Genomic DNA, 12,191 nt, shown 5'->3' with positions numbered 1-12,191 from the left:
TGAGAAGGTGCTCAGTCCGCGTTCTTGCTGACGTTCTGGCCTTCGGCCGAATCTGCGAACTCCTGGGTGTCGAACACTTCGCCGCCCAGGGGATCGACCGGTGCGTTGTCACCGGAGTACTCGACCGCACCCGTCTCGGGGTGAATCTCGAGTTGTTCGGTGGGCACCTCGTGCACCGCCAGCACGACGCTGCCGTCCGTGCGCGGCGGCGTCACCCCTTCTCGAGACGGTGCCAGGCCGGAGAATGTCGACGAAATTCCGGCACTCACTCGCTTGCGTACCGCCGGTGACACCGGTGCTGCCTGAGGCTCGTCCTGCCCCACATCGGGTGTCGCGGTGACGCGCAAGTACCGCGGGGTGGTGGCGACGTCGTAGCGGAAGGCCTTGAGCATCGATATGCATGCGAGCACAAGGATGATCGAGAACGGTACTGCCGTGGCTATCGACATCGTCTGCAGGGCCGTCAACGATCCTGTCCCGCCGATCAGGAGCAGCACCGTTGCTGCCACGCCTTCGAGAATCGACCAGTACACGCGGGTGATCTTCGGGGGCTCGAGGTCACCGCCGGTGGAGAGGATGTCGATGACCAACGAGCCGGAATCGGAGGAGGTCACGAAGAAGAACACGATGACGAAGATCGCCAGCACGCTACTGATCGTAGCCAACGGCAACGTGTCGAGCAGCTGAAACAGACTCGTGTTGGTGTCGACGGCACCGTCGACCAGCAGGTCACCGTTGTCCCGCTGACGCAGAATGCCGGCATCACCGAAGATCGTGAACCACAGCGAACCGATGATGGTCGGTGCCAGCAGCACTCCGAACACGAATTCGCGGATGGTACGGCCGCGTGAGATGCGGGCGATGAACATGCCGACGAACGGTGCCCAGCTCATCCACCAGCCCCAGTAGAAGATGGTCCAGGCACCGGCCCAGCCATCGTCGGAGAAGGGCGACGTGCGCAGCATCAATTCGGGCAACGCCTGGACGTAGCCGCCGAGGTTCTGCACCCAGGACTGCATGAGGAACAGGCTCGGTCCAGCGATCAGAACGAAGACGGCCAGCGCCGCGGCCATTCCCATGTTGATGTTCGAGAGCCATTTGAGCCCTCGTGAGACGCCGGATACGACAGAGAACGTGGCGAGGCCGGTGACGCCGGCGATGATGAGGACCGTCACCCAGTTGTTGGTGTCGACCCAACCCAGGTACTCGAGACCGGCCGAAATCTGCTGCACACCGAATCCGAGCGAGGTGGCCACACCGAACAACGTGCCGATGATGGCGACGGAGTCGATCGCATGGCCGATGCCGCCCTCGATGCGCTTGCGTCCCAGCAGCGGCTCGAGCAACCAGCGCACGGACAGTGGGCGTCCTTTGCGGTACGTCATGTAGGCCAGCCCGAGTCCGACCACGACGTAGATCGCCCAGGCGTGCAGACCCCAGTGGAACAGGGTCAGCTCCATCGCCTGACGGGCGGCCGGGTCGGTGCTGCCGGGAATGCCCCCGGCTTCGGGTGGCGTGACGTAGTGCGAGAGAGGTTCGGCGACGCCGTAGAACACCAGGCCGATACCCATGCCGGCGCTGAAGAGCATCGCGAACCAGGACAGGACGCCGAACTCCGGCTTCTCGTCGTCGCGGCCCAGGCGAATGTTGCCGACCCTACTGAGGCCGCAGTACAGCGCGAACACCACAAAACCCGTGGTGGCCAGGATGTACCACCAGCCGACGCCACTGGTGATGGCGTTGTTGAGCTTGTCGAACGCGTCGGCGGCAGTGCCGGCATAGATCACCGAGAAGGTGATCATCACAAAAATGACGATAGATGCGGGGACGAAAACCGGCTTGAGCAGGCCGCCCCACGCTTCCTTTACTGCTTTCACTTACTTGACTTCCTTACAACTCGAGTCGAGGTGATCGGCTGACCACTATCGGTATGCCGTTCTTTTTCCCTTGTTTTGGTCAAGTACCGGTAATCACCATAAACGACGTCGGCGCGGGCGGCGAAACGTGACCGAGCCGGTGAGCTGGGGAGACAGGCCCGCGTCGAAAGTCTGCCGAGTCGCCGCGAGCACCCGAACGGACTACAGTTCTGTCGATGCTGCGGCCTCGTCCGATCGTCCCTCTCGTGAGCCTGTGGGCTGTGAGTGAGGCTGCGCAGCAGGTGATTCCATGACGCCCGGCCAGCTGCAGCCGGGTGCGGAGTTCGCCGGCTTCCGGGTGCAGCGTCGCCTCGGGGTCGGCGGCATGAGTGAGGTGTACCTCGTACTCGGCCGCGGACACGATCGGCTCGAAGCTCTGAAGATCCTCGACCGCGACGCCTCGCGCTCGCCGCGACTGCGCACCAAATTTCGGACCGAGGCCACGGTGGCCGAGCTGCTGGTGCATCCGAACATCGTGTCGGTGCACGAACACGGTGAGTTCGAGGGTCAGTTGTGGATGTCGATGCACTACGTCGACGGGTACAGCGCGGCGCGGTTGGTCGCTCGCGGTCAGATCGCTCTCGACGTCTCCCGCGTGGCACGCATCGTCGCCGAGGTGGCCAAGGGGCTCGACTATGCCCACTCGAACGGCGTCCTGCACCGCGACGTCAAGCCGTCGAACATCCTCATCTCCACCGAGCGAGTAGACGGGTACGAGCAAGTGTTGTTGTCCGACTGGGGAATTGCGCGTCTGGTCGACGACTCGACGCCGCTGGTCGTCGGCGGAACTGTACTGGCGTCCATCCACTACGCGGCACCGGAACTGCTTCGCGGGGGAGTGCTGAGCGCGCAGACCGACGTCTACGCATTGGGGGCGACGCTGGTCGAATTGCTGACCGGGCGAACGCCGTACCCGTTGGCCACGCCGCTCGCGATCACCGCCGCACATCTGTCGGCCGAACCGCCTGCGGTGACGAGGCGTCGGCGATCACTGCCGCGGGGTCTCGACGCGGTGGTCGCACGCGCGTTGGCCAAGGACCCGGCGGATCGATTCCAGACCTGCGTGGAGCTTGCCGATGCCGTGGCTGCTGCTGTTTCTGCCGGAGTGCCGGAGCCGCCGGCGCGACGCTCACCGTTCACCCGCTCGCGATGGCTCAGGTTTTCTTGACTCCATGAGCAGGGCCCCGCATCGGGTCGATGCGGGGCCCTGGCTCGAGAGGGGGTTGGGAAGGGTCACTCCTCCGGTTCGGTCGGACGGTTGGCCACCACCGGGTACTGGCCGGTGTAGCCCATTCGTTCCTCGGCCACCGAGAGCACCTTGGTGCGCACCAGGAACCAGCCGCCGATCAGTGCGGGGATGATGACGACGAGGGTCGCGATGGTCCACGAGCCGATCGGGGCATCGAAGGCCATCAGGACCAGCACGCCGAACAGGAACACCAGCGTCGCGTAGCTCGTGTACGGCGCACCGAACAGTCGGAACTTGGGCCGCTTCAGGATGCCCTTCTTGGACCAGCGGTACAGCTGAATCTGACACAGCACGATGGTCGCCCAGCTGGCGATGATGCCCAGTGCGGACATGTTGAGCACGATCTCGAACGCCTCGCCGGGCGCGATGGCGTTGAGGGCGACACCGAACAGGGTGATGAAGCAGGTCAGCAGAATGCCGCCGAACGGTACTCCGCCCTTGGTCATCTTCTTGGTGAATTCCGGTGCGCTGCCGTTCATCGCCATCGACCGCAGAATTCGGCCGGTCGAGTAGAGACCGGCGTTGAGGCTGGACAGCGCCGCGGTGAGCACCACGATGTTCATGATGGTGCCCGCGCCGCCGAGGCCGATGCTCGAGAAGAACGTCACGAACGGCGAGGTACCGGCCTGATATGCGGTGTACGGCAACAGTAGTGCGAGCAGTACCAGCGAGCCGACGTAGAACAGTGCGATACGGGCGATGACCGAGTTGATCGCCCGCGGCATGATCTTCTCCGGGTTCTCGGTCTCACCGGCCGCGGTACCCACCAGTTCCACTGCGGCATAAGCGAACACGACGCCCGAGATGACGATGACCAGGGGCCATGCGCCGGACGGGAACAGGCCGCCGTTGTCGGTGATCAAGCTGATTCCGGGCATCTCGGAACCGACGGGGATGCGGCCGGCCAGGAAGACGATGCCGACGATCAAGAAGGTCACCAGCGCGATGACCTTGATCATGGCCGCCCAGAACTCCATTTCACCGAACCACTTGACCGACACCAGGTTCAGGCTCATCACCAGAACCAGTGCGACCAGCGCGATGGCCCACTGCGGAATCACCTCGAAACTTCCCCAGTAATGCATGTAGGTCGCGATGGCCGTGACGTCGACGATGGCTGTCATCGCCCAGTTGAGGAAGTACATCCACCCGGCGACGAATGCGGCCTTCTCGCCGAAGAACTCGCGAGCGTACGAGACGAAGCTGCCCGACGACGGGCGGTGCAACACCAATTCGCCGAGGGCGCGGAGAATGAAGAAGACGAAAATTCCACAGAGGGCGTAGGCGAGGAAGAGGCCGGGCCCGGCACTGGCGAGGCGTCCGCCCGCGCCGAGGAACAGGCCGGTGCCGATTGCGCCACCGATCGCGATCATCTGCAACTGTCGAGGTTTGAGGCCCTTGTGGTAGCCCTCTTCCTCGTGGTCCATCGCCGAGTTGTCGTACGACGTGTCGACCGTATCGGACATATTCGATCCTCACTGTCGCTTTTGCGGGGGTTTGTCCGAATTTTTCGGGTGTCGAAACCGTTGTCGTTCAACGGTATTAGCGTCGCGGGTCCGATGCACAGTATTCGGATGTTAACAATGCGTACCGGTGTGAACAGTGTGTGACAGATATCGGCTCGGCCGAGCATCTGCTCGTCACCTGCGTCCCGCGGTGGCGTCGAGCATGGGGGGTGCGGCGGTTCGCTGGCGGCGGACGACCTTGCACTCACCATGGGCGAGTGCTAGAAATGCAGTTGGCACTCTCGACACGTGAGTGCCAGGTCGGGACACGGTGAGGCCGGGGAATCAACGACACCCCTGGTCGTCCGTCGCGGGCACCGAGCTCGGCCAGCAATGTGTCACCCCCAATCCGGAGGATCACTTCGCAATGGCCAAGATCATCGCGTTCGACGAAGAGGCACGCCGTGGCCTCGAGCGAGGCCTCAATGCCCTCGCCGACGCAGTAAAGGTGACGTTGGGCCCCAAGGGTCGCAACGTCGTACTCGAGAAGAAGTGGGGAGCTCCCACGATCACCAACGATGGTGTTTCCATCGCCAAGGAGATCGAGCTCGAAGATCCCTACGAGAAGATCGGTGCCGAGCTCGTCAAGGAGGTCGCCAAGAAGACCGACGACGTCGCAGGCGACGGCACCACCACCGCTACCGTTCTCGCTCAGGCACTCGTCCGTGAAGGCCTGCGCAACGTCGCAGCCGGCGCGAACCCGCTCGGCCTCAAGCGCGGCATCGAGAAGGCTGTTGCAGCCGTCACCGAGTCGCTGCTCGCGTCCGCCAAGGAGATCGACACCAAGGAGCAGATCGCTGCTACCGCTGGCATCTCCGCAGGCGACCCGTCCATCGGCGAGCTCATCGCCGAGGCAATGGACAAGGTCGGCAAGGAAGGCGTCATCACGGTCGAGGAGTCCAACACCTTCGGCCTGCAGCTCGAGCTCACCGAGGGCATGCGCTTCGACAAGGGCTACATCTCGGCGTACTTCGCCACCGATGCAGAGCGTCAGGAAGCCGTCCTCGAAGACGCGTACATCCTGCTCGTCAGCTCCAAGATCAGCACCGTCAAGGACCTGCTGCCGCTGCTGGAGAAGGTCATCCAGTCCGGCAAGCCGCTCGTCATCATCGCCGAGGACGTCGAGGGCGAAGCTCTCTCCACCCTCGTGGTGAACAAGATCCGTGGCACCTTCAAGTCCGTCGCCGTCAAGGCTCCCGGATTCGGTGACCGTCGCAAGGCGCAGCTCGCCGACATCGCCATCCTCACCGGTGGCGAGGTCATCAGCGAAGAGGTCGGCCTCTCCCTGGAGACCGCCGGACTCGAGCTGCTCGGTCAGGCACGCAAGGTCGTCATCACCAAGGACGAGACCACCATCGTCGAGGGCTCGGGAGATTCCGACGCCATCGCCGGTCGCGTCAACCAGATCCGCGCCGAGATCGAGAACTCCGATTCCGACTACGACCGCGAGAAGCTGCAGGAGCGCCTGGCCAAGCTGGCCGGTGGCGTTGCAGTCATCAAGGCCGGAGCGGCAACCGAGGTCGAGCTCAAGGAGCGCAAGCACCGCATCGAAGATGCCGTGCGTAACGCCAAGGCAGCCGTCGAAGAAGGCATCGTCGCCGGTGGCGGCGTGGCACTGCTCCAGGCAGCGCCCGCACTCGACAACCTCAAGCTCGACGGTGACGAGGCAACCGGCGTGAACATCGTTCGCGTCGCACTGTCCGCCCCGCTCAAGCAGATCGCATTCAACGCAGGCCTCGAGCCCGGCGTCGTTGCGGACAAGGTCTCCAACCTGCCCGCAGGTCACGGCCTCAACGCCGCGACCAACGAGTACGAGGACCTGCTCGCTGCAGGCATCAACGACCCGGTCAAGGTCACCCGCTCGGCACTGCAGAACGCAGCGTCCATCGCGGCTCTGTTCCTCACCACCGAGGCCGTCGTCGCCGACAAGCCCGAGAAGGCCGGAGCGCCCGCTGGCGATCCGACCGGTGGCATGGGCGGCATGGACTTCTGAGTCCAGCCCCTCGCTGAAAAAGCCCGACTCCCTTTCGAGGGGGTCGGGCTTTTTCGTGTGCTGTAGTCAGTCCCGGTGATACGCGATGTTGACGACGTTGCCGTCGGGAGCGCGAACGAAGAAGCGGCGCACACCCCACGGCTCGGTCGTCAATGGGTGCACGATCTCGTAGCCCAGTTTCTGCGCTTCGGCGTACGCGCCATCGACATCGTCGGTGTGCACCGACATCACCGAATCCTCGGGTGCGCTCCGATCGCTCGTCACCAGCTGAACGCTGACCGGGCGGTCGGGTGACGACAGCCGCGCGACCCACCCCATATCGAACTCCTCGGATTTCAGACCGAGGAACTCGGTGTAGAACGATTTGGCCTCGTCGACGTCCGGAACCCGCAGGTTGGTGATGATGCTCATTGTTTTCATCGAACTCCCTTTCCGAACGTGGGCCGGTCGGAGACCCGGGAGGTTCGACGCCAGCAGCGGAGTTGTCGGCTGTTCGGTGGTTAGTGTGGGGCATGACGCGAATCCGCTCGATGACGGTCGCACTCGCTCTGGCAGCGGCCCTCGCGGGCTGCTCCACCTCCGGAACTGCCACGCCCGTATCGGCACCGACCACAACCGATGTCACCGCCACCACCGAGCGCGCCGAGCCGACGTCTACAACGCCGACCACTACCTCGAGTGCCGCCGAGCCGTACGTCGTCGGCAGTACGCGCATCACCGGATCGACAGCGCGTGCGACCTACGACGTCGCGATTCCACAGCTGAGCGGCGGCAATCCGGCCGTGACAGCCGAATTCAACGAGTCGATGCGCGCGGCGTTGCAGGATCAGATCGACCGCGATTACGGGAACGACTTCGCTCTCAGCGACGGCTACTCGACGGGTACGGCCTATGTCGGGCGGCGCGTGATCAGTGCCGAACAGATCACGAGTTGGATCGCCGTACCGCCCGGAGCGCACGGTAATTCACTGCTTGCGACCGGGACGATCGACGCCGATACCGCACAGCCGATCACTCTCGGTGATGCCTTCACCGACCTCGATGTGGGCCTGTCTCGACTGTCCGATCGAGCAGCGGCAATTCTCCCGTCCACCCGCGCGGGCGGCAGCTTCGAGCGCTCGGGCATCGAACCGACGGTGGCCAACTTCGGGAACTGGACGGCATCGCCGGAAGGTATGAACATTCACTTCGGTGACTACCAGGTGGGGTCCTACGGCATCGGCCTCGTCACGATCACGATCCCCTGGACCGACCTCTCGGATGTTCTCGCTCCCGGCATGCAGGACGTGTTGAGCAGCTGACCCTCAGCCCGGCAATGCGAGCATGGACCCATGATGATTCGCGCAGGGGTGCTGGAGGTTGCGTACGACCGCGTCGGTGATCCGTCGGGTCGATCGGTGGTGCTGATGCACGGGTTTCCGTACGACCCGCGCAGTTACGACGACGTCGCCCGGCTGCTCGCTCAGTCCGGCTACGACGTGGTGGTGCCCTACCTGCGCGGCTTCGGACCGACTCGCTTCGTCGACGCCGGCACGATGCGCTCGGGTGAACAGGCTGCGATCGGCCACGACCTCCGCGAGCTGACTATCGCCCTGGAGCTGAACGACCCCATCGTCGCCGGCTACGACTGGGGTGGCCGAGCGGCGTGCGTCGTCGCCGCGCTGTGGCCGGAATTGGTGTCCGGTCTGGTGAGCGTGTCCGGGTACCTCGTGCAGGACATCGAGGCGGCTGTGACCACGCCCGTGCTGCCGCACCTCGAGAAGCGGTATTGGTATCAGTACTACCTGCACTCCGAGCGCGGCCGGGCCGGGCTCGCGGCCTACCGCGCCGAGATCGCGCAGACTCTGTGGACGGATTGGTCGCCGACATGGAGGTTCGGGGACTCCGAATTCACGGCCACCGCGCCCTCGTTCGACAACCCCGATTTCGTGGACGTGTCCGTGCATTCCTATCGGCACCGATACGGCATCGAGGCGGGGGACGTCGCTTACGCCGCGACGCAGGAGTTGCTGACACGGCAACCGGCGATCACGGTGCCCACGGTCGTGATCGATCCGACCGAGGACACCGTCGCCTCGTTGTATGGCCGCACAGACCACACGGCGCACTTCACCGATCTGATCGATGTTCGTCAGGTCGAGTGCGGCCACAACCCGCCCCAGGAGTTGCCGGGGCAGTTCGCCGACGCCATCATGACACTCGGCCAGGTGATCCGGGATCGCGAAAGGACCTAGTCGACCGCGAGTTCGCCCAGTTCGTTCCAGTCGGTGCCGTCGACTTCCTGGCTGATGATCTTCGGCGTCTCCACCAGGTACGGCGGAAGATCCTTCTGGGCCTGCTTGAAGTGATCCGAATTCACATGGGCGGCACCGGCATCCGGGTCCTTGAATGCCTCCACGAGGACGTACTCGGTGGGGTCGTCGAGGGTGCGCGACCAGAAGTACCAGAGGCAACCTTCCTCGGCCTGGCAGGCTTCGGTGAAATCGCGCGAGATCTCGGGCCAGTTGTCGGCGTGCTCGGGCTTCACCTTGAACTTGGCGGTGATGAAGATCAACGTTGCTCCCTGTGGTTGTAGTGACGAATCTGGGTTGTACCCGATTTCAGGGTACGAGAATCGCGCGGCCGCGAACTCGTCCGTTGTCGAGGTCGTCGATGGCGCTCTGGAAGTCGTCCAGTGCGTACGTCTGCGTGTGCAGGTTGACGGCACCGCGGGCGGCGAGTGACATCAGATCGCACAGGTCGTTGTAGGACCCGACGAGATTGCCGACGATGTTCTTCTCCGCCGACACCAGGTCGATGGTCGGCACGTCGACGTTCTCTCCGTACCCGATGACGTGATAGTCGCCGGCCCGCCTCGTCATGGCCAATCCCTCTGCAGTGGAACCGTTCTCACCGACGAAGTCGAGTACCACCTCGGCTCCGAAGCCGCCGGTGAGTTCCATGACCTGATCGACCTGACTGCCGTCGGCGACCACCGCGTGATCGGCCCCCAAGGTGAGCGCGAGTTTCACGGCGTCGGCATTGCGGTCGATGACGATCAGCTCGGCGGGCGACAGTGCTTCGAGTACCTGAATGCCGATGTGGCCGAGGCCGCCTGCTCCGATGACGACGCACTTGTCGCGGGGAGTCAGACGCCGGGCCGCCTTCGCGGCCGCGTGATATGCCGTCAGGCCGGCATCGGCAAGTGCAGCGACTGCGGACGGTTCGAGTGAATCATCGATCTTGACGACGGTTCGCGCATTGGTCCGTAGGTAATCGGCGTATCCACCGTTGGTGTCGATACCCGGGAAATCGCTCGTCTCGCAGTGGACGTCGTCGCCCGAGCGGCACGCCCGGCACAACCCGCACGTGACGAGTGGATGCAGAATCACCTTGTCGCCCTCGCGGACGTTGGTGACGGCCGAGCCGACGGCGTGGACCCACCCGGCGTTCTCGTGGCCGATCGTGTAAGGCAGTGTGACGCCGGACTTCTCGGCCCACTGGCCTTCGAGAATGTGCAGATCGGTACGGCAGACGCCGGCACCGCCGATCCTGACGATGACGTCGAGTGGACCCTGTACTTCCGGAATCGGAACCTCGGTCATCTCCAGATTCTTGTGATATCCGACGACCTGGACGGCGCGCATCGAACTCATGAAACATGCTCCTGTGTAGTGCGGAGGGGGACAGTGAGAGTGGTGAGAGGAACGAACGCGCCCTCTTCGCGAGGGACTTGCTGTTCCTCTGCGCCGGGGTAGCGGGTCTGCAGCAATCCGCGGCAGAAGTGCGCATTACCGTCGATCGAAACGCGGGTGGCGCGGGCGCGTCGCATCACCATCGTCAGGTCGCCGGTGTGTGGACGACCCGCATGATCGACCAATGCCGGTGCCGCCGGATCGGTCCGCAGGCCGAGAGCCTCGCGTCGGCGAAGCAGCGCGGTCGAGGTGCGATCATCCGGTAGGTCTGCGAGAACCACTGCGGCCAGGTCGTTCTCGGTCGAGTCGGGATTGGCGCGCAACCACGCCATGAGCGACCGTTCCATCGCCGCCACGTACGCCTTGCGGCGGAACGTCGCTCGTAGTTCGTCGAGGTCCTCTTCGGCCTCGTGCCCGAAGGTGCCCCGATATCCCGCGTCGGCGGCGAGGCCGGCATTGATCTTGTCCGAGTCGTGGTGATCGTCCAGTTCGACGAGAACGTGCTCGGTCCACGGCAACGCCGTCAACACGTCCTTGGAGTCTCCCGCCATCAGATACGCGAAATTCGGCGAACAGAACGACGTCGGCAGTCGAAGATGAACGTGCACAGTGCCCTCGTCGACCTCGAGCGACCGGACGAACCCGAGATCGGTGATGGGCTCGTCCAATTCGGGATCCAGGACGACGCCGAGCGCGGTGTACGCCTCGTCCTTCCTGGTGGTCACAGCAGTCGTCACGTCACACCGCCGCAAGGTCGGCGCGTTCGGGCTGACGCGGTCCGGTCTCGGTTTCGTCGGCGTCGGGCAGCTGCAGCTCGGCGGGCACCGGGATGTCGTAGAGCTTTGCGGCGTTCAAGCCCAGGACCTTTTTCTTCTGCTCGAGTGTGATCGGTGCGTATTCGTCGAGGGACTCGTGGATCTGGAAATCGACGAATCCTTCGACCAACCACTTGGGCGTCCACAGTGCGTAATCGGAGGAGAAGAAGATGCGGTCCTCGCCGAGCCAGTACAGCAGCTCGCCCATGATCTGACCGAAGTACTTCGGCCGCGTGTGCATGAACGGGATGGCGACCGCGAGGCCGGCATACACGTTGGGCTCCTGGGTGGCGATCCAGCAGAAGTCCTCCAGGCGCGGCAGTCCGCAGTGTTCGACGACGAAGTTCAGATCGGTGAAGTCGGTGGCCACGTGGTCGACGTCTGCGACGTCGAACGCATCGCGATCGAGCGGACGGATGGTGGGTCCCTTGTGCACGTGGATGTTCTTGATGCCGACCTCGCGGCACACGTCGAGGTAACGCCGGGTCCAGTCGTCGTCGAGCTTGTAACCGCGAGAATCGCCGTGCCAGTCGGCCGTGTAGAGCTTGACGCCCTTGAGCCCGAAGCGTTCTGCGTCGGCACGCAGTTGGTCCAGGCCACGCTCGCCGTTGCGTGGGTCGAAGTGATGGTTGTAGGTCAGCTTGTCCGGGTGAGCTGCAGCGAGCGCCGATGCCTCGTCGGTCTGGCCGAACCCGCGGTGATAGAACTCGCCCAGGTGAGCGGGCTGGAAGATGGCGTGGTCGACGTATCCGATCTCGAACAGGTCGCGCATCAACCGATCGCCGCCCTGGTAGAGGTACTCGTCATAGGTCCACAGCTCGCTCTCGGGGGAGAGGTTGCGGTGGTAGTCGTAGAAGCAGTCGATGAACTGCTTGCCGTGGATGTTGCGTTGGTTCTCCTGCCGCGCATCCCAGAGCGCGACGTGGGCGTCCACGATGAAGTAGTTCTCGCCGTTCTTGCTGTACATGGCTGACCTCCAGAGACTGTGCGTGACGTCTGTCACAAGCGATCTGTGGATGACGGTAGGCGCGGCGAAGGC

At 63.9% G+C, this 12,191-nt stretch carries 11 protein-coding genes; 4 read left to right on the top strand and 7 right to left on the bottom strand.

Going from position 1 to position 12,191, the window contains the following annotated elements:
* Window positions 1–11 precede the first annotated feature (11 nt).
* Window positions 12–1,877: a BCCT family transporter gene (locus CH278_RS21385; protein WP_032365147.1), complete on the bottom strand. Its 1,866-nt coding sequence runs from the start codon at window positions 1,875–1,877 to the stop codon at window positions 12–14.
* A gap of 289 nt (window positions 1,878–2,166) precedes the next feature.
* Here CH278_RS21385 and CH278_RS21380 point away from each other — a divergent pair, with 289 nt between their 5' ends.
* A complete protein-coding gene (locus CH278_RS21380) occupies window positions 2,167–3,084 on the top strand; it encodes a serine/threonine-protein kinase (protein WP_094622776.1) in 918 nt (305 codons plus the stop codon).
* Between the two features lie 65 nt (window positions 3,085–3,149).
* Here CH278_RS21380 and CH278_RS21375 read toward each other — a convergent pair whose 3' ends face one another.
* Window positions 3,150–4,631, bottom strand: coding sequence for an amino acid permease (locus CH278_RS21375; protein WP_027498447.1), 1,482 nt, complete (start codon window positions 4,629–4,631; stop codon window positions 3,150–3,152).
* A 406-nt stretch (window positions 4,632–5,037) separates the two neighbouring features.
* Between CH278_RS21375 and groL the strand changes: the two genes are divergently transcribed.
* Window positions 5,038–6,663 (top strand): chaperonin GroEL, encoded by a 1,626-nt coding sequence (gene groL / locus CH278_RS21370; RefSeq protein WP_008713461.1) that lies wholly within the window; start codon window positions 5,038–5,040, stop codon window positions 6,661–6,663.
* A gap of 66 nt (window positions 6,664–6,729) precedes the next feature.
* On the opposite strand, the gene CH278_RS21365 is transcribed toward groL, so the two are convergent.
* Complete coding sequence (locus CH278_RS21365) at window positions 6,730–7,083, bottom strand: VOC family protein (RefSeq protein WP_027498446.1); 354 nt, start codon at window positions 7,081–7,083, stop codon at window positions 6,730–6,732.
* A gap of 92 nt (window positions 7,084–7,175) precedes the next feature.
* Here CH278_RS21365 and CH278_RS21360 point away from each other — a divergent pair, with 92 nt between their 5' ends.
* The gene (locus CH278_RS21360; RefSeq protein ID WP_094622938.1) at window positions 7,176–7,964 is read left to right on the top strand and encodes an RsiV family protein; all 789 of its coding nucleotides are present in this window, start codon (window positions 7,176–7,178) and stop codon (window positions 7,962–7,964) included.
* 30 nt (window positions 7,965–7,994) lie between these two features.
* The gene (locus CH278_RS21355) at window positions 7,995–8,897 is read left to right on the top strand and encodes an alpha/beta fold hydrolase (RefSeq protein WP_094622775.1); all 903 of its coding nucleotides are present in this window, start codon (window positions 7,995–7,997) and stop codon (window positions 8,895–8,897) included.
* Here CH278_RS21355 and CH278_RS21350 read toward each other — a convergent pair.
* Genes CH278_RS21350 through CH278_RS21335 form a run of 4 tightly spaced genes read right to left on the bottom strand, consistent with a single transcriptional unit; the run spans window position 8,894 to window position 12,119 of the window.
* Window positions 8,894–9,217 (bottom strand): putative quinol monooxygenase, encoded by a 324-nt coding sequence (locus CH278_RS21350; protein ID WP_032365151.1) that lies wholly within the window; start codon window positions 9,215–9,217, stop codon window positions 8,894–8,896. The two genes, CH278_RS21355 and CH278_RS21350, sit on opposite strands and share 4 nt — an antisense overlap.
* A gap of 46 nt (window positions 9,218–9,263) precedes the next feature.
* Window positions 9,264–10,289: an NAD(P)-dependent alcohol dehydrogenase gene (locus CH278_RS21345; RefSeq protein WP_027498442.1), complete on the bottom strand. Its 1,026-nt coding sequence runs from the start codon at window positions 10,287–10,289 to the stop codon at window positions 9,264–9,266.
* 5 nt (window positions 10,290–10,294) lie between these two features.
* A complete protein-coding gene (locus CH278_RS21340) occupies window positions 10,295–11,074 on the bottom strand; it encodes an iron-sulfur cluster assembly protein (RefSeq protein WP_052062957.1) in 780 nt (259 codons plus the stop codon).
* Window position 11,075: 1 nt separating this feature from the next.
* Window positions 11,076–12,119: an amidohydrolase family protein gene (locus CH278_RS21335; RefSeq protein ID WP_094622774.1), complete on the bottom strand. Its 1,044-nt coding sequence runs from the start codon at window positions 12,117–12,119 to the stop codon at window positions 11,076–11,078.
* Window positions 12,120–12,191: the final 72 nt, after the last annotated feature.

The sequence above is a fragment of the Rhodococcus sp. 05-2254-5 genome, assembly GCF_002258575.1.
Classification (GTDB): Bacteria; Actinomycetota; Actinomycetes; order Mycobacteriales; family Mycobacteriaceae; genus Rhodococcoides; species Rhodococcoides fascians.
This window is presented reverse-complemented; position numbering and strand designations above follow the sequence as displayed.